General features: G+C 70.2%; 26 protein-coding genes and 2 pseudogenes. 14 read left to right on the top strand and 14 right to left on the bottom strand.

Annotated features, from left to right (window positions below; all coding sequences use genetic code 11):
- Nucleotides 1–145: 145 nt before the first annotated feature.
- Nucleotides 146–268 (bottom strand): annotated as a pseudogene (locus OG257_RS00860) (thioredoxin-disulfide reductase); the annotation flags it as partial.
- 2 nt (nt 269–270) lie between these two features.
- Here OG257_RS00860 and OG257_RS00855 point away from each other — a divergent pair.
- Nucleotides 271–543, top strand: a pseudogene (locus OG257_RS00855) (arsenic resistance protein); the annotation flags it as partial.
- A gap of 396 nt (nt 544–939) precedes the next feature.
- On the opposite strand, the gene OG257_RS00850 reads toward OG257_RS00855, so the two are convergent.
- Genes OG257_RS00850 through OG257_RS00840 form a run of 3 tightly spaced genes read right to left on the bottom strand, consistent with a single transcriptional unit; the run spans nt 940 to nt 2138 of the window.
- Nucleotides 940–1446, bottom strand: coding sequence for a GNAT family N-acetyltransferase (locus tag OG257_RS00850; RefSeq protein WP_329204064.1), 507 nt, complete (start codon nt 1444–1446; stop codon nt 940–942).
- Nucleotides 1447–1474: 28 nt separating this feature from the next.
- Nucleotides 1475–1849, bottom strand: coding sequence for an ArsR/SmtB family transcription factor (locus OG257_RS00845; protein WP_329204063.1), 375 nt, complete (start codon nt 1847–1849; stop codon nt 1475–1477).
- A gap of 4 nt (nt 1850–1853) precedes the next feature.
- Nucleotides 1854–2138 (bottom strand): NAD(P)-binding protein, encoded by a 285-nt coding sequence (locus OG257_RS00840; RefSeq protein WP_329204062.1) that lies wholly within the window; start codon nt 2136–2138, stop codon nt 1854–1856.
- Between the two features lie 107 nt (nt 2139–2245).
- Between OG257_RS00840 and OG257_RS00835 the strand changes: the two genes are divergently transcribed.
- The 7 genes from OG257_RS00835 (at nt 2246) to OG257_RS00805 (ending at nt 8745) form a co-directional block, all read left to right on the top strand.
- Nucleotides 2246–3613: an NAD(P)-binding domain-containing protein gene (locus tag OG257_RS00835; RefSeq protein WP_329204061.1), complete on the top strand. Its 1368-nt coding sequence runs from the start codon at nt 2246–2248 to the stop codon at nt 3611–3613.
- Between the two features lie 31 nt (nt 3614–3644).
- Nucleotides 3645–4103 carry an ArsI/CadI family heavy metal resistance metalloenzyme gene (locus OG257_RS00830; protein WP_329204060.1) on the top strand — a complete coding sequence of 153 codons (459 nt, stop codon included), beginning with the start codon at nt 3645–3647 and terminating at the stop codon, nt 4101–4103.
- Between the two features lie 7 nt (nt 4104–4110).
- Nucleotides 4111–5349, top strand: a complete 1239-nt coding sequence (locus tag OG257_RS00825; protein ID WP_329204059.1) for an MFS transporter — start codon at nt 4111–4113, stop codon at nt 5347–5349.
- Nucleotides 5350–5752: 403 nt separating this feature from the next.
- Nucleotides 5753–6496 (top strand): IPT/TIG domain-containing protein, encoded by a 744-nt coding sequence (locus OG257_RS00820; RefSeq protein ID WP_329204058.1) that lies wholly within the window; start codon nt 5753–5755, stop codon nt 6494–6496.
- Nucleotides 6497–6651: 155 nt separating this feature from the next.
- A complete protein-coding gene (locus OG257_RS00815; RefSeq protein WP_329204057.1) occupies nt 6652–7656 on the top strand; it encodes an IPT/TIG domain-containing protein in 1005 nt (334 codons plus the stop codon).
- A gap of 234 nt (nt 7657–7890) precedes the next feature.
- Nucleotides 7891–8355, top strand: coding sequence for an Ig-like domain-containing protein (locus OG257_RS00810; protein ID WP_329204056.1), 465 nt, complete (start codon nt 7891–7893; stop codon nt 8353–8355).
- A gap of 225 nt (nt 8356–8580) precedes the next feature.
- Nucleotides 8581–8745, top strand: a complete 165-nt coding sequence (locus OG257_RS00805) for a hypothetical protein (protein ID WP_329204055.1) — start codon at nt 8581–8583, stop codon at nt 8743–8745.
- Nucleotides 8746–8967: 222 nt separating this feature from the next.
- Here OG257_RS00805 and OG257_RS00800 read toward each other — a convergent pair whose 3' ends face one another.
- The 5 genes from OG257_RS00800 to OG257_RS00780 all read right to left on the bottom strand — a co-directional run bounded on the left by OG257_RS00800 (nt 8968) and on the right by OG257_RS00780 (nt 14016).
- A complete protein-coding gene (locus tag OG257_RS00800) occupies nt 8968–9279 on the bottom strand; it encodes an NIPSNAP family protein (protein ID WP_329204054.1) in 312 nt (103 codons plus the stop codon).
- A gap of 150 nt (nt 9280–9429) precedes the next feature.
- A complete protein-coding gene (gene gap, locus OG257_RS00795) occupies nt 9430–10428 on the bottom strand; it encodes a type I glyceraldehyde-3-phosphate dehydrogenase (protein ID WP_329204053.1) in 999 nt (332 codons plus the stop codon).
- Between the two features lie 107 nt (nt 10429–10535).
- Entirely contained in the window at nt 10536–11492 is a 957-nt protein-coding gene (locus OG257_RS00790; RefSeq protein WP_329204052.1) for a GlxA family transcriptional regulator, read from the bottom strand.
- Between the two features lie 193 nt (nt 11493–11685).
- Nucleotides 11686–12558: an oxygenase MpaB family protein gene (locus OG257_RS00785; protein ID WP_329204051.1), complete on the bottom strand. Its 873-nt coding sequence runs from the start codon at nt 12556–12558 to the stop codon at nt 11686–11688.
- A gap of 207 nt (nt 12559–12765) precedes the next feature.
- Nucleotides 12766–14016, bottom strand: a complete 1251-nt coding sequence (locus tag OG257_RS00780; RefSeq protein ID WP_329204050.1) for a poly(ethylene terephthalate) hydrolase family protein — start codon at nt 14014–14016, stop codon at nt 12766–12768.
- A gap of 265 nt (nt 14017–14281) precedes the next feature.
- Between OG257_RS00780 and OG257_RS00775 the strand changes: the two genes are divergently transcribed.
- Complete coding sequence (locus OG257_RS00775; protein WP_329204049.1) at nt 14282–14617, top strand: cupin domain-containing protein; 336 nt, start codon at nt 14282–14284, stop codon at nt 14615–14617.
- Between the two features lie 166 nt (nt 14618–14783).
- Here the strand turns inward: OG257_RS00775 and OG257_RS00770 are convergent, their stop codons facing one another.
- Nucleotides 14784–15140 (bottom strand): hypothetical protein, encoded by a 357-nt coding sequence (locus tag OG257_RS00770; protein WP_329204048.1) that lies wholly within the window; start codon nt 15138–15140, stop codon nt 14784–14786.
- A 223-nt stretch (nt 15141–15363) separates the two neighbouring features.
- A complete protein-coding gene (locus OG257_RS00765) occupies nt 15364–16020 on the bottom strand; it encodes a TetR/AcrR family transcriptional regulator (RefSeq protein WP_329204047.1) in 657 nt (218 codons plus the stop codon).
- A 39-nt stretch (nt 16021–16059) separates the two neighbouring features.
- Between OG257_RS00765 and OG257_RS00760 the strand changes: the two genes are divergently transcribed.
- The 4 genes from OG257_RS00760 (at nt 16060) to OG257_RS00745 (ending at nt 20284) form a co-directional block, all read left to right on the top strand.
- A complete protein-coding gene (locus OG257_RS00760) occupies nt 16060–16350 on the top strand; it encodes a hypothetical protein (protein ID WP_329204046.1) in 291 nt (96 codons plus the stop codon).
- A 310-nt stretch (nt 16351–16660) separates the two neighbouring features.
- Nucleotides 16661–18280 (top strand): phosphodiester glycosidase family protein, encoded by a 1620-nt coding sequence (locus OG257_RS00755; protein ID WP_329204045.1) that lies wholly within the window; start codon nt 16661–16663, stop codon nt 18278–18280.
- A gap of 58 nt (nt 18281–18338) precedes the next feature.
- Nucleotides 18339–19367 (top strand): alpha/beta hydrolase, encoded by a 1029-nt coding sequence (locus OG257_RS00750; protein WP_329214845.1) that lies wholly within the window; start codon nt 18339–18341, stop codon nt 19365–19367.
- A 434-nt stretch (nt 19368–19801) separates the two neighbouring features.
- The gene (locus tag OG257_RS00745; protein ID WP_329204044.1) at nt 19802–20284 is read left to right on the top strand and encodes a DedA family protein; all 483 of its coding nucleotides are present in this window, start codon (nt 19802–19804) and stop codon (nt 20282–20284) included.
- 145 nt (nt 20285–20429) lie between these two features.
- Here the strand turns inward: OG257_RS00745 and OG257_RS00740 are convergent, their stop codons facing one another.
- Together OG257_RS00740 and OG257_RS00735 are read right to left on the bottom strand one after the other, a co-directional pair.
- Nucleotides 20430–21614 carry an MFS transporter gene (locus OG257_RS00740; protein WP_329204043.1) on the bottom strand — a complete coding sequence of 395 codons (1185 nt, stop codon included), beginning with the start codon at nt 21612–21614 and terminating at the stop codon, nt 20430–20432.
- A 19-nt stretch (nt 21615–21633) separates the two neighbouring features.
- A complete protein-coding gene (locus OG257_RS00735) occupies nt 21634–22314 on the bottom strand; it encodes an SDR family oxidoreductase (protein WP_329204042.1) in 681 nt (226 codons plus the stop codon).
- A 55-nt stretch (nt 22315–22369) separates the two neighbouring features.
- Between OG257_RS00735 and OG257_RS00730 the strand changes: the two genes are divergently transcribed.
- Nucleotides 22370–22741, top strand: a complete 372-nt coding sequence (locus OG257_RS00730; RefSeq protein ID WP_329204041.1) for a winged helix-turn-helix transcriptional regulator — start codon at nt 22370–22372, stop codon at nt 22739–22741.
- A gap of 157 nt (nt 22742–22898) precedes the next feature.
- Here the strand turns inward: OG257_RS00730 and OG257_RS00725 are convergent, their stop codons facing one another.
- Complete coding sequence (locus OG257_RS00725; protein ID WP_329204040.1) at nt 22899–23633, bottom strand: translation initiation factor IF-2; 735 nt, start codon at nt 23631–23633, stop codon at nt 22899–22901.
- Nucleotides 23634–23685: the final 52 nt, after the last annotated feature.

Genomic DNA, 23685 nt, shown 5'->3' with positions numbered 1-23685 from the left:
GCTTCGTTCGCAGCTGATCAGGAGTCGCCGCGCCGCAATATGACTGCCGGACCGCCCCGCTGAGTAGGAGTTCAGACCGGGAGTGCTGCCGCTACGGGCGCGCAGGAGGTCCGGCTGCGGGAGGAGGCCGCGCGCCACCGCGGTCTCACCCCGCAGGAGCAGCGTCGGCGAGGGCCGAGAGGTAGCGCTCGGCGTCGAGTGCCGCCGCGGCGCCCGTGCCGGCTGCGGTGATGGCCTGGCGGTAGGTGTGGTCGACGACGTCGCCGGCGGTACTTCGCGATCATGTTCTTCGGTTCCTTCCTCCTCGGCAAGGGCCTCGGCCTGGCGTACGACCGCACCACGACGCTGGCGTTCACGGCCGCGGGCAACAACTTCGAGCTGGCCATCGCGGTCGCCATCGCCACCTTCGGCGTCACCTCCGGCCAGGCGCTGTCCGGGGTCGTCGGCCCGCTGATCGAAGTCCCCGTGCTGATCGGCCTGGTCTACGTCGCCCTCGCCTGGCGTAGGAAGTTCGCCGCCGACGCAGAGACGGCGGCCCTGTGACACCGCAGGTGGAAGTGGTGGTGGTCGGCGTCGGTCAAGCTGGACTCGCCGTCGGCCACCACTTGCGCTGCCAGAGCGTGGACTTCGAGATCCTGGGTTCTGATCCGGCGCCGGGCGGGTCCTGACAGCAGATGTGGGACTCGCCGCACCTTTCGTGACGCCGACCGCCTCCTGGTCGAGGCCGACGCCAGCACCTGGCGGGCCCGGGGGCGGTCATCAGCCCCTGCAGCTGGTAGCGGCCCTTCCTCCCGCCGTTCCCGGCCCGCCCTGTCTTCGCCGTCCTGCAGGTCCACACGGTGAACTACCGCTGTCCGGTCGACTTCCCGGACAGCTTTCATCGTGTTCGGCGCCGCAGCCCGATACGCCCCACGCGAGATCGCACAACACCGCTGACCGTCAGGTGATGGCGGGGCTACGGCGCTCGACGAGGACGACGTCGCGCCACACGCCGTGATGGCGCCCGATCCGTTCCCGCGTGCCGATGACTCGGAACCCTGCCCGCTGGTGAACAGCGAGGCTGGCGGTGTTCTCGGGGAAGATCCCTGACTGGATGGTCCAGATCCCGGCCCGCTCGGTGGAGTCGATCAGCGCCTTGAGGAGGGCGGAGGCGATGCCGCGGCCGCGGGCAGCGGGGTGGACGTAGACGGAGTGCTCGACCACTCCCGCGTACGCGCACCTGTCGGAGACCCTGCTCGCCGCCACCCAGCCGAGCACCGCCCCGCTCTCGTCGAGCGCGGCGAAACGGTGCTCGGGCAGCTTCGCGCCGTCGAACGTCTCCCAAGCGGGCGGGCTGGTCTCGAAGGTGGCGTTGCCCTCGTCGATGCCCGCCCGGTAGATCGCCAGCACCTGCTCGGCGTGCTCCGCCGTCAAAGGTGTGACCACCGCACTCAAGCCCCCGCTCATCTCTCGTCCCCTCTGCCCGTTCCGATGGTCAGGCCGCGGTCGGCATGGCCAGCAGCTTGCCCATCGCGGCGAGAACCTCCGGCTCGACCCGGTAGTACACCCAGGTGCCGCGCCGCTCGGAGGTGAGCAGGCCGGCATCCTTCAGCTTCTTCAGGTGGTGAGACACCGTGGGCTGGGAGACGCCGACGTCGGAGATGTCGCACACGCACGCCTCCCCGCCCTCGTGCGAGGCCACGGCGGAGAACAGCCGCAAACGCACCGGGTCACCGAGCGCCTTGAACATCCGCGCAGCCGTCTCAGCCTCCATGGCGGTCATTGGGCGCTCGGTCAGTGGTGGGCAGCACGGCGTCACACCCTGACCGTCAGTGGGCTCGAGCAGCGGCAGCACCTTTGCATTCGACATACGTCTATGTTGACACACGTCGAACCAGTGAGGGGTGCCCGTCACTGGCGCGCGAGGTAGGCGACGAGGCGTCGGGTGATCCGCTCCGCATCCCGGCCCACGCCGCGCAGCGAGTTCGACGACAGGCTGCGCCCGGCGGAGAGCTGTACCGGGCAGGAGTGGCGCGGCCACGACCCGGCCGTGCCGCCGAACGCGCCTCCAGCACCACCGGCCGCAGTCCATGGCGGAGCAGTGCGTGAGCCGCAGTGAGTCCGGACTGGCCGCCGCCGATCACGGCGACGTACTCCATCAGTAAGCCCTGGTTTCGATGAATGTCTATGTTGACGCTCGTCGATACAGGTGCCATGCTGGGTCACGCAAGACATCGACAGATGTCGAAACAAGCAAGGAGTCGCCGTGAACGCGCCCGCCACCACCGAGCTGCCCGTCGTCGTGATCGGGGCCGGACCCGCCGGTCTGGCCGCCGCCGCCCACCTGGTAGACCAGGGCATCGAGCCCCTGGTCCTGGAAGCCGGGCCCTCTGCTGGCACCGCGGTGCGCGAGTGGGCGCACGTGCGCCTGTTCTCCACCTGGGGCGAGGTCGTCGACCCGGCTGCCGAGAAGCTTCTCGCCCCCACCGGCTGGACGCGCCCCGACCCGGCCGCCTACCCCTCGGGCGGCGACTGGGCCGACCTCTACCTGCAGCCGCTCGCCGACGTCCTCGGCGACCGCATCCGTCTCGACGCAACGGTCACCGGCGTCTCACGCGCCGGCCGGGACCGCCTCGTGGACGCCGATCGCGAGCAGCAGCCGTTCATCGTGCACATCGCCCACGGCGACGGCAAGGAGGAGCGCCTCTTCGCCCACGCCGTCATCGACGCCTCCGGCACCTGGGCCACGCCCGGCCCGGCCGGAGGCAGCGGCCTTGCCGCCCTCGGCGAGAAGGAGGCGGCGGACCGGATCACCTACCGCGTCCCGGACCTGAAGGCGCCGGCCGTCCGTGCCAGGTACGCCGGCAAGCGCACCGCCGTGATCGGGTCCGGCGCCTCCGCGTTCACCGCCCTCGCCTCCCTTGCCGACCTCGCCAGGTCCGATGACGGCGCGGGCACGAAGGGGGTGTGGATCCTGCGCCGGGGCATCTCCGGCTCCACCTTCGGCGGCGGAGAAGCCGACCAGCTCCCGGCGCGCGGTGCCCTGGGCCTGGCAGCGAAGGCCGCCGTCGACGAGGGCCACGCGGACGCGGTCACGGGCTTCCGGACCGAGGCGATCGAGCACGACGCGGGCGGCCGGCTGATCCTGGTCGGCGAGGACGGACGCCGCCTGGACGCGGTCGACGAGGTGATCGTGCTGACCGGCTTCCGCCCGGACCTGTCCTTCCTCGGCGAACTGCGCCTGGGCCTCGACGAGCGCCTCCAGGCGCCCGTCGACCTGGCGCCGCTGATCGACCCCAACCAGCACTCCTGCGGGACCGTCTATCCGCACGGCCACCGCGAACTCTCCCACCCGGAGCAGGGCGTGTACCTGGTCGGCATGAAGTCCTACGGCCGCGCCCCGACGTTCCTGGCGATGACCGGCTACGAGCAGGTCCGTTCGGTCGCCGCCGCGATCGTCGGCGACATCGAGTCCGCCGACCGCCTCGAACTCACCCTCCCCGAAACCGGAGTCTGCGGCGGAGCCGGACTGTTCGACGAACCGGAGCCCACACAGGCGGACGGCGGATGCTGCGCGACACCCGCAACCCTCCAGATCGGCGTCGGCGCCCCAGCCATCTCCGGCGGCTGCTGACGCTCACCCACCACCCGGCAGGAGAACCGTCATGTCCCGCATACAACTCGCTCTGCGCGTCCCCGACCTGACTGCATCCGTCGCCTTCTACACAAAGCTGCTCGGCACCGAGCCTGCCAAGCTGCGTGACGGCTATGCCAACTTCGCCGTTGCCGAGCCCCCGCTCAAGCTCGTCCTGATCGAAGGCTCCGCGGGCGAAGACACCCTCCTGGACCACCTCGGCGTGGAAGTCGACAGCACCGAAGCCGTCCGAGCGGCCACGGCCCGGCTGAACGAGGAAGGCCTGGCAACGACAGAAGAGAACGACACCAACTGCTGCTACGCCCTCCAGGACAAGGTCTGGGTCCACGGGCCCGGCCACGAGCCGTGGGAGGTGTACGTCGTGAAGGCCGATGCCGACACACTGACCAAGCAGCAGAGCAGCCCCTGCTGCTCCAGCCCGGCCGGCACCGACACCGACACGCGCGCCCCCGTCAGCAGCTGTTGCTGACACTGCAATGACCAACCTTCACACGGACCAGGCCGCGACCGGAACAGGGGACCGGTCGCGGCCTCGCGCAGTCCTCCCCGCCCTGTGCGCCACGCAGATCACCAGCTGGGGGGTCATCTACTACGCCTTCCCCGTGCTGAACCCGGAGATCACCGCCGCCACGGGCTGGCCTGCCGGCGCGACGACCGCCGCATTCTCCGCCGCTCTGCTCGTCTCCGCGTTCGCCGGAATCCGTGTCGGCCGCATCCTCGACCACCGCGGCCCACGCACAGTGATGACCGCAGGCTCCGTACTCGGCGTGCTCAGCCTCCTCGTCATCGCCGCCGCACCGAACATGGCCGCGTTCACCGCCGGTTGGCTGCTCGCCGGCATCGCGATGGCCGCCACGTTCTACCAACCCGCCTTCGCCGCCCTGACACGCTGGTGGGCCCCTGAACACGTGCGCGCACTCACCATCGTCACCCTCGCCGGGGGACTGGCCTCCACCGTCTTCGCACCCCTGACCGCCGCCCTCGCCGACCACCTGACATGGCGCGCCACCTATGCCGTCCTCGCCGGCATACTCGCCCTGATTACCATCCCCGCCCACGCCTTCGCGCTCAAGGCCCCCTGGCCCAAGGCGCCACCGCCACCCGCCCGCACAGGCCACCACGCCGACGCAATCGCGCGCAGCCGCCCCTTCTGGATGCTGGCCGCCGCCCTCACACTTTCCAGCTTCGCCATGTACGCCGTAGTCGTCGCCCTCGTCCCGCTCCTCCTCGACCGCGGCTACACCACCACCCAAGCCGCCTGGGCCCTTGGACTCGGCGGCGCCGGCCAAACGCTGGGACGCACCCTCTACGCCACCCTCGCCCGACGCGTCGGAGCAATGCCCAGGACCACGCTCCTCATCGCCCTCGGCGGCATCAGCACCGCAACCGTCGCGCTGGTCCCAGGCCCGTACGCACTGCTCATCGCGCTGTCGATCGCGGCCGGCACAGTCCGCGGCAACCTCACCCTGCTCCAGGCCACCGCCATCACCGACCGCTGGGGAACCACCCACTACGGCCGGCTCTCAGGACTGCTCGGCGCACCCACCACCAGCGCCGCCGCCCTGGCACCCTTCGCCGGCGCAGCCTTGGCCGCGCCGCTCGGCGGTTACCCCACTCTCTTCCTCCTCCTCGCCGCCCTCTCACTCCTGGCAGCCATGACCGCACTCGGCAGCACATCCCTGCGTGCGCGGAGGAGTTCGGCACAGTTGGAATGATGCTGCCCGGCAACTGGGGCGTACGTCCGGACCCAGATCGCCGCGAAACGTTCGCCCGGGGCCTCTCGGGTTCGTGGTGGCCGGACAGATGACCGCGTACCACCACAACGCGCCGTCGCACGCCCAGAGCGCTCCGCCAAACGGTTGATAACGCGTCAATTCACTTGGTAAGGGAATCACTCCGATGGGTCAATTGAGGTGTCTGCACCAACGGGCGATGATCCATCGAGTCCCTGCGGGCAAGCCTCCCTCCCGGGACTGAACTCATCCCGTCCGGACGGGCCTCCGCACATCCCCATCTGCCAGCGGCCGGACGTGTCGGCCTGGGCCGGTTCGGGACGTCCGTGGATCGGAACACCCAGTCGCTGCTCGGAGAAGACTTCCGAGTGAGGAGGAACCCCTCATGCCCATCAGCCCCAACCAAGGCTCCACCAGCGGGGGAACAACCATCACCATCACCGGCGTGAACCTGGCCGGTGCCACCGCCGTCCGCTTCGGGTCCCGGACGGCCACGATCACCTCGAACACCCCCACCTCGATCACCGTCATCAACCCCGCGGGCTGCGGCGTCGTCGATGTCAACGTGACGACCGCGGGAGGCACGAGCAACTCGCTCTCCTTCTTCTACATCAGCCCGCCCATCGCGGTGTCCCTCAGCCCGGACGCCGGCCCGACCGCGGGCACCAACACGGTCACCATCAACGGCTACGGCCTCTCCACGGCCACCACTGTGTCCTTCGGCTCCAACAGCGCGACCCCGACCGTCGTCTCGGACAGCCAACTGTCGGTGGTCGTTCCGGGCGGAAGCTCCAGCGGCTCCGTCGACGTCACTGTCACCACCACCGGAGGCACGACCGCTCCGCTCACCTACGCCTACATCGACGCGCCGACACTGGTCTCGCTCACACCCTCCTCGGGGTCGACGTCCGGCGGCACCTCGGTGACCGTCAACGGCACCGGCCTTGCGTCCACCACGGGCGTCACCTTCGGCGGCATCACCGCGTCCTTCGGAGTACTGAACGGTTCCACGCTGGTGGCCATCGCACCACCTGGCACCGCAGGTTCCGTCGACGTCGTCGTGACCACAGAGGGCGGTAGCGCCACTCTCAGCAACGGCTTCACCTACGTGTCCGGGCCCGGTATCTGACGGCGTCCCGGACACACGGCCGCGCACGGTTCCGGTCCGCTCCGGCACACCGGCCCGTGCCCAGCGGAGGCGGTGCGGGCCCGTACGCCCGCCCGCACCGCTTCCGTGCCCCAGCTCGCGGCCCAGCCAGGCCGACCACACCCCTTGGAGTCACCGTGGCCCCTCCCGTCCTCACCTCGGTCGTACCCAACACGGGTCCGGCGGCGGGCACCAATCCCGTGACCCTGAACGGAAGCCAGTTCACCGGCGCCATCGCCGTCACGTTCGGATCCGCGGCCGCCCTGTCGTACACGGTCAACACCCCCTCGACGATCACGGCGACCGTCCCGCCCGGAACCGGCACGGTCAACGTCACCGTGCGCACCCCCGGCGGCCTCAGCAACGCGATCACCTACTCCTACGCACCCACGCCGACCCTCAGCGCGATCGCGCCGAACCAGGGGCCGGCGGCCGGCGGGACCAGCGTGGTCCTCACCGGTACGGGCCTGACCGGGACCACCGCGGTCACCTTCGGGAGCACCCCCGCGACCTCCTACACCGTCAACTCCGCCACCCAGATCACCGCCGTCGCGCCGGCGGGCACCGGCGCGGTGGCGGTCACCGCGACCACCGTCAGTGGCACCTCGGGGCCGGTGTTCTTCTACTACCTCAACGCGCCCTCGCTGCTGTCCGTCTCGCCCGCCCAGGGCCCGGCGACCGGCGGGACCAGCGTGGTCCTCGCCGGCGCGGGCCTGACCGGGACCACCGCGGTCACCTTCGGCAGCACCCCCGCGACCTCCTACACCGTCAACTCCGCCACCCAGATCACCGCCGTCACCCCGCCCGGCACCGGCTCCGTCGCGTGCACCGTCACCGGCCCAGGCGGCACCAGCAATTCCGTCACCTACACCTATCTGACGGCGCCGGCGCTCACCGCGCTCTCGCCCGCGCAGGGGCCGACGGGCGCGGGCGCCTCCGTGACCCTGACCGGCACCGGACTGACCACGACACTCGCGGTCCACTTCGGCACCGCACCGGCGGCCTTCACCGTGGTGTCCGACACGACCGCGATCGCGATCGCCCCGGCGGGTCCGGCGGGTTCGGTGCCGGTGAGCGTCACGACCTCGGGCGGCACCAGCAACTCGCTCGCCTACCAGCGCGTCGCACCTCCCGCGATCTAGCCGGTGCCACGGCATCGGCGCCCACCGGCCCGCGTCTGCCCTCCGCCACCGGCCCGCTGCAGCCCATTCGAGCGAGCCGGTGACTCAGGTGGCTCCGCCGGGACCCGCACCTGTGGCACATGCCATCAAATCCGGCCTAAGGTCACGCTCCGGACGGTCGGGCGAACCCCCGCCTGACGATCAGACCGAGGAGGACCCGAAGTGAAAGCGTGTCTCGCACGCAAAGTCGGACTCGTGATCGCCGTAGCGGCGGCCACAGTGCTGTCCCTCGCTCCATCGGCGGCAGCACTCGATCCGTCGTCGACGACGGTCCAGGCCACACCCTCCTCCGCGACGACCGGGCAGCTGGTGATTCTCGACGCGACGGTGACCTGTAGTTCGGACCCGAGCGGCGGGCTCGGCGTGACGTTCTTCGACGGTTCGAACCTCCTCGCGACCGCACCCGTCTCCGCCGACGGACACTCCTCACTGACCACCGGTTTCACGACCGGGGGACCACACAACATCACCGCCGCCTACAACGGCGACGACACGTGCGGCGCTTCGAGCAACACCACCACCGTCACCGTGTCCCGAGTCCCGACTCCTCCGGCCAACAACCCGGGGTGCCTGCTGTGCGGGCTGATCGGCTTCCAGGTCGGGGACGTCAACAACGACATCAACGTCAACAGCAACAATGTGACGCGCATCGACAAGTGAGCCCGGCCCGCCGGCCGCTGTACGCGCGTGAGGGGTGCCACGGGCCGTGGCACCCCTCGTCCGTCCGCGAGGAGAGCGCTCATCGGGGTGGATGTCCGAGGTCGGCTCGACAGGTGAAAACGTGCAGGTCCCGGTGCAGCCAGCCTAAGCGGAGGCGAGTGGGCGCCTGCGCAACGAACCGACCGCCCCGAACCGCTCAGCCGCCCCACTCCGAAAGGCGCCACGATGACCACCCGCTCCCCCCAAGAGCACGCACAGGAAGCGATTCTCACGAAGATCAAGGAGGTCGCCGACCAACTCGACGCCGATCGCCCCGAGCAGACCTCCGGTGTCCTCAAGTCCCTCGCGGAGGCGTACGCCTGGGCCGTCGCGCCGCAACACGCGCACTGACCGAGCAGCACCGGCGCCCGCCACCTACCCGGGTGATGGGCGTCCTCCATGCCCGGCCGCCGGAGCCGGAACGCGACCTCAACCAGTGAGCCTCACCACGGCCGACTGGCGGCTGGAACGTCTGTTGCTCGCTGCTGGGATCGACTGGTCAGCGCGTACAGCCCATCACGGTCACACCCCGCACCTCCACCCGTCCTAGGACACCCCGCACCTCCACCCGTCCTAGGACACACCGTCGAGTGGCCGGAGGAAGCGGCGTTCATACCGCTTGATGCAGCGCGTGCGACGAGCCAGCTCGAACGCCTCCTGGCACTCCGGGTCAGACATGCTGTCTGTGCGGTACTGCTCGTACGCAGCGAAACTGGGAAACGAAAACAGGGCGTAGGCGATGTCGCTGTCGCCCTCACTCGGCAGGAAGTAGCCGTGGTGCGTTCCGCCGAAACGGTTGACGAGTCCAACCCAGCGGCGGCCGTAGTCCTCGAACTCCTCAAGCTTGTCGGCGTCGATCTCGTACGTCAGATGAATGGTGATCATGCCTACATGATGCAGCGAGTCGGTTCGGTCTCGACGGCGGCCCGTGTGCCGTCGGCGTGTACCCGGCTCGACGGTCCGGCCAGGAGTGTGGAGCAGCCGCCGGCCCGCCCGGCGCGGTTGCCGCAGGCGGGGAACCGCGCCGGCGTCGGGTCAGCGTCCGGCGAGCAACTCGAGCGTGTCGATCACGCGGTTCGAGAAGCCCCACTCGTTGTCGTACCACGCGACCACCTTGACGTGGCGGCCGTCGACGCGGGTGAGGGCCGAGTCGAAGATCGACGAGGCGGGATTGCCCGTGATGTCGGACGACACGAGCGGGTCGTCCGAGTACTCGAGGATGCCCGCGAGCGGCCCCTGCGCCGCGGCGCGGTACGCCGCCAGCACGTCGTCGCGTGCCACGTCGCGGGCGACGGTCGTGTTCAGCTCGACGATCGAGCCCACCGGCACCGGTACACGGATCGAGTCGCCCGTCAGCTTGCCGTCGAGGTTCGGCAGCACCAGCCCGATCGCCTTGGCGGCGCCGGTCGTGGTCGGCACGATGTTGACGCCGGCGGCTCGGGCGCGCCGGGCGTCGCGGTGCGGACCGTCCTGCAGGTTCTGCTCCTGCGTGTAGGCGTGCACCGTCGTCATGAACCCGTGCTCGATACCGGCGAGTTCGTCGAGGACCGCGGCCAGCGGCGCGAGCGCGTTGGTGGTGCAGGAGGCGTTCGAGACGATCGTGTGCAGGGCCGGGTCGTAGGCATCGGTGTTGACCCCGAACGCGAGCGTGACGTCGGCGCCGTCCGACGGCGCGCTGACGAGTACCTTCTTCGCGCCCGCGTCGAGGTGGGCCCGGGCGGCCTTGGCCGACGTGAAGCGGCCGGTGGCTTCCAGGACGATGTCGACGCCGAGTTCGGCCCACGGCAGCTGCGCCGGTTCGCGCTCGGCCAGCACCGTGATCCGTCGCCCGTCGACGACGAGGGTGTCCCCGTCGACGGTCACCGGGCGCCCGAGCCGGCCGGCCGTGCTGTCGAAGGCGAGCAGCCGGGCGAGAGTGGCGGGCTCCGTCAGGTCGTTCACGGCGACGACCTCGAGGGCGCTGTCGCGCTCCAGCAGTGCGCGCAGCGCATTGCGTCCGATGCGGCCGAAACCGTTGATGGCTATGCGAGTCATGAGTGATGTCCCTTCCTTTCCACTCCAGGTTCGCCCGCAGCCGGCGCCCCCGGAAGTGGCGGGATCGCCACGGTTCAAAAGGATCCCGCCATGCGGTACGGGGCGGGTCACTCGCCCCGCGTGAAGGTTCGCCGGTACTCGCTCGGTGTGGTGCCGAGGATGCGCTGGAAGTGCAGGCGCAGGTTCGCGCCGGTGCCGAGCCCGACGTCGGCGGCGATCTGTTCGACGCTGCGTTGCGAGCGCTCGAGCAGTTCGCGGGCCAGGTCGATGCGGGCGCGCATCACCCACTGCATCGGCGTGCAGCCGGTCTCGTCGACGAAGCGCCGGGAGAACGTGCGCGGCGAGACCCCCGCCTGCCGAGCCAGTATGTCCAGGGTGAGGGGCTCACCGAGCCGGTGCAGCGCCCACTCACGGGTGGCGGCGAACCGCTCGCCGAGCGGCTCGGGGACGCTGCGCGGCACGTACTGGGCCTGGCCGCCGCTGCGGTAGGGGGCAGCAACGAGACGCCGGGCCGCGTGGTTGGACGCGGCCACGCCGAGGTCGCCGCGCAGGATGTGCAGGCACAGGTCGATGCCGGAGGCGGCGCCGGCCGAGGTGAGCACGCTGCCCTCGTCGACGAACAGCACGTTCTCGTCGACCTGGACGAGCGGATACCGCGCCATGAGTGCCCGCGTGTAGTGCCAGTGTGTCGTGGCGCGCCTGCCGTCGAGCAGGCCCGTAGCGGCGAGCGCGAAGGCGCCCGTCGAGATGGCGGCGAGCCGCGCGCCCCGGTCGTGGGCGGCGATCAGGGCCTCGACGACGGCCTGCGGTGGATCCTCGCGGTCCGGAAACCGGTAGCCGGGGACGAAGACGATGTCGGCCCACGTGAGCGCGTCGAGGCCGTGGGCGACGGAGTACGAGAGGCCGTCGCCGCCGGTCACGGGACCGGGTGCCGCCCCGCACACCCGTACCTCGTACGGCATGCTCGCGCGGGTCGTGAAAACCTGCGCAGGAATGCCGACATCGAGCGGCTTCGCTCCCTCGAGCACGAGGACGGCGACATGATGCATGCGGGAGGCTGGCACAGGAAGAGGTTACGTGGGGCGTAACTTCGATACTCCACTGCACGGACCGAGCAGACGCCACCGGCCGGGCCGTCGTCCATGTTGCAGTCGACCGTCTGTCTTTCCTGACGCCCGCTTGCCGCTGGGGGACGTCAGGGGGCGCCAGCGGTGACGCCGCGCTCGACCGAGCAGCGGCGGCCTGTGGCGCAGCTGATCACAACGGGCGGCGTGGTGGAGCCATGGCCCAGCGAATCGCGGCGGTCAGTGCGCGCCCGGTCGGGGCCACACCGGCTTCGGCCACGCCGGACAGCCGGGGGAGATCCAGCGACGTACGGGCCCACCGGGGGAGGGCAGCGACGGCGTTCGCGGCGAGGACTGCATAGGGTGCACGGGCGGCCCAGGGCAGGGGCGGGTGCAGCAGAATGAAGCGTGCTGCCTCGCGTGCCTCTGTCGTCGGGCGCAGTTCGCCACGGTATGCCGCGAGGCGGGCCACGAGTTCCTGCCGATTGCGCGGAGGATCGGTGACGCCGAGAGCCTCTGCCACTCGTGCGGTGTCGGCGACGTAGCCGTCATACCCAGCGGCGTCGAGCGGTTCGGCTCCGTAGCGCCGGTGGGCGAGCAGGAAACTTTCGACCTCAGCCACATGCACCCAGCCGAGAAGGTGCGGGTCGGCGGCGTCGTAAGGCTCTCCGGACGGAGTCGTTCCGTGCACCTGGCCATGTACGGCTCGCACCCGGTCGACCGCCTGCTGCGCGTGCTCCGCTGTCCCGTACGTGGTCACGGCGAGAAAGGTACTGGTGCGCTGGAGTCGCCCCCAGGGATCGCCGCGATAACCGGAATGGGCTTCCACGGCCGCCATTGCCAACGGGTGCAGCGACTGGAGCAGGAGTGCCCGGAGTCCACCGATGAACATGGACGCATCGCCATGGACCATGCGAATCGGCCTGTGGGGCCCGAACCAGCGCGGGCCGGGTGTTTCGTGGATGCGGGCACGGGTCTCCGGTCCTGCGGGGCCGGCGACCCGGGCAAAGACGGCACTTCCGAGCCGCTCCCGCAGGTGGGTGACGCCACGCGTGGACGCGTCCATGAGGCCAGTATGCGCTCACGGACGCCCAGGCGGACGAAGTGAGGGATGCCCCAGCGGGCCTCGACGCACCCGTGTTCCCTGAGGCGAATGGCCGGGGCGAGCGGGTTGCACCGGGAGGTCTCCCCGAACACCCGCCGCCCCACCGGTTCGCTGCCGCTCCGCCGCCGTCGCCGAGCGGCGGAGCGGCAGCGACCGCTCACCTCGGGGTCACCAGTTCTTGTACTGGACATCGCCGAGGCCGCAGAACGTGCAGGCGGGGTTCAGGAAGTCCTCCGTGCGCCGGAACTCCTCGTCGGCGAGGTGCCAGCGCAGCCAGGCGGTGATGATGTGCTGGCCGTTGCGGGTGGCCTGGATGTGGTCGGTGCCGTCGAGGATGTTGAACCACACCGGCACGCCGGTGTTGGCGTAGTCGCGCTCCACGTTCGCCGTGGCGAAGTCCTCGTCGCCGCCCACGTAGAGAGCCGGGTTGCGCAGACCGGCTGGGCCGTTGCCGTCGAAGGAGCCGCCGGCCACGTGGATGGTGGTCTCGAGCCGCGGTTCGTCGGCGACGTCGAACGTACCGATCGACCCGCGCGAGTGGCCCCCGAACGCGACTTCGGAGGTGTCGAGGTCCTGGTACAGAGGGCTGCTCGAGGCGGCGTTCTGGTCCTCCAGCCAGTCAAGGGCATCGACCATGTAGTCGCCGCTGCTGGAGGAGACCTCGCTGTAGACGACGAAGCCGTGCGACGCCCACTGCCGCAGCATGTCCTCGTAGGCAGCGGGGTCCGACCCCGCTCCCGGACCCCAGACGAGAATCGGGTGGTTCACGCCGTTCTGGCCGGCGTTCGTCGGGTACACGAGCCACCCGTCGTTGCCGGGGCCCGCGGTGCTGTCGATGGTCACTGCGTACGGCCCCGGCGCCGTCACGTCCGTCACGGGAGGCAGAGAACCGGGAGGGGGGTCGGTCGGGCCCCCTCCGCCCTCGGCCTCGACGAGCACGTCGTCGACCGTCAGGGTCTCCAGAGCACTGTTGGCGTCCAGGGAGAACCGCAGCCGCAGGGTGTGATTCGCGACCGAGGCAGGAAGGACGAAGGACGCGGTGCCCGTGGCGGTGCGCGCCGACTCCAGCGCGGTGTAGGCGCCGCCGTCCACCGAGTAGGCCGCGTTGAAGGACTCACCGAGGTCCAGACCGGACGCGGCGCGGGTGTACGACACCCTCACGTCGCTGTATCCGGCGAGGTTGACGGACGCGGACGTCAGGGTCGGGTCGGAGAACAGTGACCCGCTCAACCGGGCACCGTACGTGCCGGTGCTGACGGAACCGGAGGCGGTGAAGGTGCCGAGTCCGTTGGAGAAGCCCTCGCTGTACACGGAGGTGGCTGCTGAAGCCGGGGTCGTGGAGGTGCCGGTGGCGACCACGGCCATCGTGCCGGCGGCCGCTGCGCTGACTAATCGAAGGCGCCGGTTGAGGCGAGACATGTCGGATGTTCCTTTCCAGGCTGCGCCGGTCGTCTGCTTCGGCGCTTCGTCGTGGCACGTGCGCGAGTGCTCGTTCCGGATGGCCGGACGGTGTCCCGAACCGGCCATGGCGATTAGAGCGGGAGCCGTGCGGGAGGGCATCACGTAAATCACCGGTCTCCGGAGGCAAGGGCCCGTGCCCTCCTTTGCTCGCGGGGCGGCCGGCCCTCGGAGCGCGTAGCAGGATCACGAGTGCTGCGCTCGGGCCCAGCGTTAGGGTCCCGCCATGGAGATCATCAGCGGCGCAGGCGTGTGGACGTACCCCGGCGAAGCGGGCAATGACTGGATCGAGCAACTGCGGACGGCGGATCTGTCGGTGGGGACGTACTGCATCCCGGTCGGCGGGCGTGATGCCCAGAGCCCGCACACCGAGGACGAGATCTATGTCGTCACAGCCGGACGCGCAAAGATCGAAACACCAGGCCGAACGGAAGAGGTGAGTCCCGGGACGGTGATCTTCGTGCCGGCCGGTGAAGAACATCGATTCACGGAAGTGGCCGAAGACCTGGTGCTGCTCGTGGTGTTCGGGCCTGCGTACGGCTCGCGCTCGACCAAGTCCTAGCGATCAGGAGGTGGCTCTCCTCAGGCGCCGCCAGCAGATCAGACTGCCGGCCAACGGCAGGAAGACATCGTGGAGTTCGACGCGTCCTGCCCAACGCGCGGCGAGCGAAAGCTGCGAGGGCGCCGAACCCGGAGCGGCGCGTCGGCTCCCTCGCGGCGCAGGGCGGTCACCAACTTGCCGAATGCGCGTGGCGCCGGCCGGTGAATGGAGCTGTCCAGGACGACTGGGTCTCCAGAACGTCGGCCAGCACTTCAGCCATGATGAGGATTCGTGCACGCTCTTCACCCTGGTCCGGGCACGGCTTGCTGTCGTAGAAGTACGTCCTCATCCCGGGGTACTCAAGCATCTTGAAGTAGATTTCTCGCACGTTGTTCAGGCAGCCGTCCAGTCCGGTCGTGCCGTTGATGACGTTGCTCACCCGGACCTGCTCGGACACGGCCTTAGTCTGTTTCGCCAAGAACATCAGTGACACGATCAGCCCCAGAAGGCCCCCGATCGCACTGACAGTCGTCACCACGGTCATCCCCCACCGTCAGCGGACTGGGTTCTTTCCCAGAAACAGCGCCTCTCCACCGTCGCGACGGCCGTTATCCCCGAGCGATCACCCGTCATCACACGCCCGTGAAGGGTGAGCCCGCCCTGTTACGAAGCCGGCTCGTAGAGGATGCGACGTGGCATCCCGTAAGCCCAGCAGACACCGCTGCGTTGCCGCGGTGGGCGATCACGCGGTGGACCCGGGGTCGGGATCAGGTGAGCAGCAGTCGGCACCAGCCGTCAGCGAGCCACCGCTCGAACCGCTCGGGCGGCCAGCCGCGGTCCTCGACCAACAGGCAGTAGAACTCCGGCGAGTTGGTCGCCCAGATGACGTCGGCCACTTCCTCCAGGTCCAGCCCGTGGCGTAGCTGACCCGTCGCGGCCAGGTCCTGGGCCAGCAGCCGCATGTTGTCCGCACGGCGCCGGGCGATGCCCCGCCAGACCTCAGCGACCTCCGGCGGTCCCCCGCGGGCGACGCGCAGCAGTGGTGCCAGCCGGGCGTGCATCTCCCTGACTGCCCGTGCATAACGGCGCAGCTTGAGTGCCGCGTCCGGCTCGGCGCGCATCTCGCGTACATAGGCCCGCTCGGCCGCCGGAACGGCGTCGCCGGTGCCCGAGATGGCGGACTCCACCAGTTGGAGGAACAGCGCCGGTTTGCGGCCCGCCACCGCGTAGACGGTGTCGACCGCGACGCCCGCGTACTCGGCGACCTTCGCCATCGTGGTTGCTGCGTAACCGCGTTCGGCGAACAGCTGCGTCGCCGCGTCCAGGATCGCCTGCCGGGTCGCCTGCGCCGCTGCCCGGCGGCGGCTCGTGTCGTACTGCCTCTTGACCTGTCCGTCCACGAGGTCGATGCTAGTCGTATTCATCCGAAATGGCTTCGGTTGAATATGAGGGATGTGGTCCCTATGTCGTACGCGTTCACCTTCGAGGTGCCGATCGACTCGGCCGTCTACGCACGCATCAAGGAAGGGCTGGGACCGGAGAAGCCGCCCGGGTTGGTGGCTCACCTCGTCCAGCGGACAGCCAATGGGCTGCGGTACACCGATGTCTGGGAGTCGGAGGCCGACTGGAAGCGGTTTGCCGAGGAGCGTCTGCACCCGGTCGTCGACCGAGTGGTCACCGCGGCGCTGGGCTTTCGTCCGCCCGAGCCGTCGGTTCAGCGCCTGGAGATGGTCGACGCCTGGATCGGTACCTGACACGGATGGGCGGAGGGTATGCCCGGCCGTCAGGCACCCGAGGCCCCTCGGGTGTCGGCAGGTACTCATACGCCCTGGCGGTCGCCTCGTCATCACCACGCTGCTTCGTGCCGCAACGGGCGGATGCGTATTCACTCCTGCAGACTCCCCGGCCGGGCAGTCTTTGGAAGCTCAGCCGGTGCGCGTGGGCCGGCGGAGGAGGGCTGCCGCGATTCTTGTTCGGGAGAGCAAGGAGATTGACGTGCACACGCCTTGACGGTTGGTCGTCGTCGCACGCACCGTTGCTGGGCGATCTTTCCAAGGGGGGTACGTGAACCGAAAGTTGCTCGGCGCGTCCACGGTCCTTGCCCTGTTGGCCGGGGTGGGAGTCCTGCCGGCGCCTGCCTTCTCCTCGGAGCCGGCTCCTGGGCCGACGCATGCCCTGCCGCTGGGCGCCGTCGACTTGACCGAGACCCGTAGCACGCGGACGCTGCAGCCCGGTGTCACCCTCACGCGGATCGTGCGCGGTGCCGACACCACGGCGCTTCCGTGGACGGTCGAGGTTTCCATACCGGGCGGCGCCGGCTCGCCGGACCCCGATGCACCTCCGACGGCGCTGAAGGACCGGTTGAGCGCCGACGAGCTGGCTGCCGACGTGCGGGGGGACGGCTTCGACGCCCGGGTGGAGGAAGTCGTGACTCCGGCCGTCGCCGATTACGCCGGTGGAACGCTTGGGTGGCGGGTCCGGGTCGGGCGGTTCGACTCGCAGTCCGCCGCGACGGCCGAGCTCACCCGCCTGAGAGGGGACGGGTACGCCGGGTCTGCGGTCTACACCGGCTGGGACGGCGACCCCGCGGACCGTGGCCCGTGGCGGATCGACGTGCTCACCATCGACCCGGGCCGGTTCCGCGGTGGGCTCAAGGCGTCGTACGGTCCCGATCTGGAGGTTCGCGAGAAGACCAGCGAGCTGGCGGCCGCGGCCGGCGCGACCGCAGCGGTCAACGCCGGCTTCTTCGTCCTCGACCCGCGAGCCGGAGCACCGGGCGATCCGGCCGGCGTCGGTGTCTACGAGGGCCGGCTGCTGAGTGAGCCGGTGAACGGGCGCCCCGGCCTGGTGATACGCGACTCCGGCCGCCACAGCAGAGTCGCCCGGCTCACCTGGAAGGGGCGGGTCGTCGGCCGGGACGCGTCGCAGCCCCTGGACGGCATCGACCGCGTACCGGGCTTGATCAGGAACTGCGGTGGCACCGCCGACGACACTCCGACCTCGCTGCCCCTGCACGACGTGACCTGCACCGACCGCGACGAGCTCGTCGCCTTCACGCCCCACTACGGCCCGCAGACGCCGGAGGGCGACGGCATGGAGGCCGTACTGGACACCCGCGGGCGGGTCCTGGAGCTGCGCCGACCACGCGGTGGACCGTTGCCGGCCGGTGGCAGCTCCGTGCAGGCGACCGGCAACCGTGTCGCAGAGCTGGCTGCCCTGGCGCAGGTCGGCCAACCCCTGCGCGTCGAGGGGACGTTGCGGGACAGCACCGGCTGCGAGGTCTCCCCGTCACCGGCGACCACCATCCTCAACGGCGGCCCCGAACTGGTCCGCGACGGCCGGCTGCACGTCACGCCCGCCGCCGACGGGATGGTGCAGCCCGGCAACGCAAGCTTCTATTACGGCTGGGTGCACAAGCGCAATCCACGCACGCTGGCCGGGGTGGACGCCGACGGCAGGACCGTGCTCGTCACCGCCGACGGACGCAGCACGGACGCGCTCGGGCTGAGCATCCCCGAGAGTGCCGCCGTCGCCCGGGCGCTCGGCCTGCGCGCCGCCGTCAATCTCGACGGCGGCGGATCGACCACCATGGTGGTCGACGGAGAAGTGATCAACGACCCGTCCGACGCGACCGGTGAACGCCCCGTCGGGGACGCACTGCTGATCCTGCCCGACCGGCGCTGACCGAGTCCGCCGGTACGAGAACGTCCGAGCCAGCGACCACCGACCTCCAGGAGCAGCTATCAACGCCATCCTGATCCGCCGAGTCCGCCTCCTGCTCGTCCTTCCCGCGCTGCTGCTCACCCTGGCGTCAACCCCGCCGGCGTCGGCCACCGCGTCGACAGTGCCGCCCGCCCGGGAAGCGAGCGGACCCGGCTCCTCGTCCCGAGGCGCCGAGGTGGTCGCGGTCACCCAGGTCGCCGAACGGCAGGTCGATCTGTCTGTCCGTTCACCCGCCCTCGGCGGCCGGACGGCGAACGTGCGTCTGCTCACGCCCGATGGCTGGGACCCGGGCGACCCGAGCCGCCACTGGCCGACCCTCTGGCTGCTGCACGGCTGCTGCGGGGACTACACGTCCTGGACCGGTCGGACCGACGTCGCGCAGACCGACAGCCTGCGCGACGTCCTCGTGGTCATGCCGGAGGCCGGCTGGAACGGCTGGTACAGCAACTGGTGGAACCACGGTCAGGGCGGTGACCCGGCGTGGGAGACCTTCCACACCAAGGAGCTGCGCCAACTCCTGGAACACGGCTGGGGGGCAAGCAGGAACCGCGTCGTCGCGGGACTTTCGATGGGTGGACAGGGCGCCCTGATGTATGCCGCCCGGCATCCTGGCATGTTCAAGGCGGTCGCGGCGTACTCCGGCTCCGTGCACCCGCTGCTCAACGACGAGTCGGTGAACCGAATCATGGGGTTCTTCGCCGGCCAGGGCAACGACCCCTTGAGGGTCTGGGGCGACCCGGTTGCGCAACGTGACATCTGGGCGGCCCACGACCCGTTCCACCTGGCCAAGCGCCTCAAGTCGATTCCCGTCTACCTGTCGTGCGGTGACGGCACCGCCGGCCCCTTTGACCCACCGGGCAGCACGAGCGCGCTCGAGGCGGACTTCAACAGGCAGAACCAGGCTCTTGCCGACGAGCTCGAACGCAAGGGTGCCAAGCACGTGACCACCAACTTCTACGGACCGGGAACCCACGGCTGGGCCTACTGGCAGCGCGAGTTGCACTCATCGCTGCCGATGCTGCTCCATGCGCTGCGGGCCGACGGCTGAACGCCGGGATCATCCGGCCCGTGGCACCCCAGCCGCGCGCCGGTGACGGACTGCGGAAACTACAGGCGCAAGCGCGTGACGAAGCCCGAGAACGTAGGTGCCACGACCCGCCACGCGCACAGAAGGAGTGGGGTGGTGGCGCAGCTTCCGCGGGCCTGGCGACAATGGGCGGAGTGCGGATCGTCGGGCGAACATGTCCATCGATTGGGACGCGAATGCACGTTCGGTTAGGCTGACCTTGCCTGGCGTGCGGACCCTGGGTTCGGCTCGGGTTGCGGTGCGGCAGGAGAAACCAGTAGACGGAACGGGCAGAGGCAGGGCGCAGGTGAGAGACGGTGAACGGGCTCGCGCGCGTCGTGCGCCCAGAGGGGCGGGAACGTCCATGCGCGTGACGGGGGACGCGGGTTTCGGCCCGGCGCTCTGGACGAGGCGTCGTGGATAAGATCGCGCTCACAGCCGGAACCCTGTACGTCATCGTCCTGCTTCGCGCCGGAGGGACGTTCGCCGTCGGGTGGCTCGCCGGCGCAGGTGCCAGGCGCAGCAGGTTCGCCGGACGGATCTCTTCGGGAAAGTTCCGGCGCGCCGAGAGGGCGATCCAGCGGTGGGGCGCGCCGGTGGTGGCCGCCTCCTTCTTGACCGTCGGTTTCCAGACCGCCGCCAACTTCCTGGCGGGCAGCATGCGCATGCCGTTGCTGCGCTACCTGCCCGCCTTGTTCGTGGGCGGAGCGGCCTGGGCGCTGATCTATGCGACCGCGGGGCTCGGGGTGCTCGAAGTGCTGGGACGGCTCTTCGCCGAGCGGACGGCCCTCGGGGTTTCGGCAGTGGCCGTCCTCTTCCTCGCGGTGTTCGGGGTGGTGGTGTACCGCAGCAGGAGGGCGGTCCCGTCCTCCGGCGACACCGTGGCCGGCGAATCGTGAACCGGCCCGACCGGTGCTCATGGCGAAGTCTCGGCACAGGAAGCCGGAGAACCTTCGGCCTGCTCGCCCCCGGCAACGCCAGCCGCTGAGCCGTGTTCCTTGCTTCTCCTCGGCAGCCCTTCCGTAGCCTCTGATCGAGCATGTATCAGTGAGCGACGGCGCAGGCGGCGAGGAGAGTCGTGGCGGCGAGGCTGCCCCAGAGGGCAGCAGGGCCGTGGGATGCGAGAGCGGTGATGACCGCTGGGGAGGCGGCGAGGCCGAAGCCCGTGGAGAGCTGGAAGCGGGCGAGGGCGCGTCCCAGGACATGTGCCGGGGCGAGGGCGGTGACCAGCGCGGTGGCGCTGCCCGCATAGATGATCTCGCCGAGGGTGCAGACCACGGACACCCCGGCGACGGCCGGGGCACCCCAGCCGTGTCCCAGGGAGGTGGCCGCGAGGAAGCCGAGGTAGGACAGGGCGAGTACCACGCCGGCGATTGCCAGCACGGACCGGCGGGGGAAGCGGGACATCAGGACGGTGACCGGAACCTGCAGGGTGACCACCAGCACCGTGTTGGCCACAAAGATTGCCGCCGACCACACCGGGGAGGCGTGCATCTGTGTCAACAGGACCAGAGGGAGCGCGATTTCGGGGATGTTGAGGCAGAAGACATAGATCACGTTGGCGGCCAGCAGCGCGCGCATCCGGGGTGCGGGCTCGTCGTCCCTCTCCTTGGCCGGGGGAGCGGCCGGTTGCGCGTGCAGGTGGACCGACCACGCCAGAGCCGCCGCGGCGAGATAGGCGAGCCCGGTGACTGCTGCCAGCGCCTGCAAGGCGGTGGTGCCGCCCGCCAGGCATACGGTGGCGAGGAGTGCACCGGCGCCCAGGCCGGCGTTGCGCAGGGCGCGGCCCCCTGCGAGGGCGGCGTCGCGTTCCCGGCCCTGGGCGATCGTGGCCACGAGGGCGGCGTGGGCGGCCGGCCATGCCTGGTTGCCGATGCCGAGGAAGAGCGTCGCTGTCGCGAACAGCCAGACGTTCCCCGTGGAGGCGGCCAGCAGCAGCGCCACGCCCAGCACCCGTACCAGCATCGACGCCGCCACGACCGAGCTGCGTGCGCCCCGGTCCAGCCATCGGCCCACCGCGGGCATGCACACCAGACCCACGACGACGCCGGCCGTCATGGCGATGCCGGTGACCGAAGCGGACAGCCTGAGCACCGTGACTCCGTAGAGCAACAGAAAGGGCCGCAGCAAGCCCGTGCCGAGAGCGTCCACGGCCAGAGCGACGGCATAGCGGGGGCCTCCGGAGGCGCGGACGAGGGCGCGCGGCCGGATTCTGGTGGTGGTTGCCATGGCAGCGGTGGCGCTGGGATCAGCGATGCCGGGCTCCGCCGTCGACATGGACCGTCTCGCCCGTCACCCACCCCGCGCCCAGGAGCCACAGGGCGGTATCGGTGACGTCCTCAAGCGTCCCGACCCGGCCCGCGAGGGAGGCCGCGGCGGCACCGTCGTACAAGGCGCGGCGACGCTCGTCCGGAAGCCGGTCCCAGGTACCGGAGTCGGTGATACCGGGCGCGATGGCGTTGACACGCAGCGGCGCGAGCTCGACGGCCAGGTGGGTGACCAGCGCGGCCAGGGCCGCATTCGCCGTGCCTTTGACGACGGTGCCGGGTTTGGGCTGCCAGCCGACAATGCCGGAGAAGAACAGGAACGATCCGTCGGCGGGCATCCGTGGGGCGAAGTGCTTGGCCAGTAGCAGCGGGCCGACGACCTTGGTGGAGAACGCGGCCTGGATCCTGTCGTGTTCAAGGTCGGGCACCGGCACGTCATGGTGAGCCGACGCGGTGGAGATCACGTGGTCGAAGGCGCCGAGCGACTCCGCGGCCCGCGCGATGCTGGTCTCGTCGGTGACGTCGATCCGGACCTCGGGGCCGGACCGTGTGGCGACGACGACGTCGGCGCCGGCCTTCTCGGTGCGCCGGACGATCTCGGCGCCGATACCGCGGGCGCCGCCGATGACCAGGATCCGCTTGTTTGTCAGGTTCTCGCTCATGACTGTGACGGTATACATTTGCTACCGGTATCTTCAACGCTACCGAGAGGACCCCATGGGCAAGGCGTACAACGTCATGGCGGCGACGTGCCCGAGTCGCACCGTGCTGCACCGCATCGGGGCGCGCTGGACGGTGTTCGCCGTCAACGCACTGGAGGACGGACCGATGCGGTTCACCGAACTCAAAGCGCACATCCGCGGGATCACCCCCAAGGCCCTCACCGAAACGCTGCGCGCCATGGAGGCTGACGGCCTGCTCGCCCGTACCGACCTGGGCGGCCACCCGCCGCACGTCGAATACGCCCTGACCGAGCTCGGCCGTTCCCTGCTGGTTCCGCTGCGTGCCGTGCGGGAGTGGGCCGAGATGCACGTCCCGGACATCCTCGCCGCACGCGAACGAGCCGGCATCGAGGACGCTGCAGGCTGACAATGCCAACCGGCACCAGCCGGAGGCCCTTCCGGTTCCTTTCCTGGTCACATGATCTGCCGGACAGCTCCAACTGGGGCGTCCTGGGCAGTCGGTTGCGAGGCCGGCTGGGGTCTGCAGGCTTGGGGTTCGGCCGGTGTGTGAGTCTGAAGGCCGTTCAGTGCGGTGGGCGCACCGGGTTCAGGGCGTTGCCGACGCTGCAGCCGCCCTCCCCGGGCATTCGCTGCATCCTGGACGGCACCCACACCTTGGTGGCGCCGGGGTCCACACGGGCAAGAACGCAGTCCTGCGGGTCGAAGCCGTTGCCCCTGACCGACAGGAGAATGCCGACCCGGCCGCCGTCCGCCTTCACCTCGGTACGGATCGCTGGATGCAGGTCCAGGGCGGCGAGCTTACGGCGCACCTCGGCCTCGTCCACCCGGCCGCCCTCCGGCACTCGGGGAAGTTTCGCCTGGAGCTCCTCGTACGGCAACTGGGGCGGTTCGGGTGGCGGTGCGAAGGCCAGCGGAGGGCCATCCGGACAGTCCATGTCCCGGGGATCCTCACCCCACTCCGACTTGGGCGACACCCGCAGCGCGAAACAGCGCCGCACAGTGACCTCCTGAGGGTCGAGCCAACCCTTGTACGCCGAGCCGGACGTGCGGACGACCACGTCGATACCGTCCCCCTCGTGCGTCGAGGTACCCGCCACCCGCAGTACCTCCACCCCGTCGATGCCGGAGGCGGAGCGCCCGACCTCCGACGCCGTCCGCGGACGCTGGCTGTCGAGCCGCTCGCCCGCCCTCCTGGCCACCTCCCGTGCGGCATCCGTCGCCTCGTCGTCGGAGGACTGCACGACTCCGCAGCCGGCGGAGAACAGCAACAGCGGTGCGATCAGCAGCAGTCGGCGCATGGATCCACCCTTGCGGCGCCACGCGCGGAGGGCAACTGCTCGTGTACTCAGA

The sequence above is a fragment of the Streptomyces sp. NBC_00683 genome (genome assembly GCF_036226745.1).
GTDB lineage: Bacteria > Actinomycetota > Actinomycetes > Streptomycetales > Streptomycetaceae > Streptomyces.
Note: the sequence above shows the minus strand (reverse complement) of the source record. Positions and strands in the feature narration are given on the sequence as shown.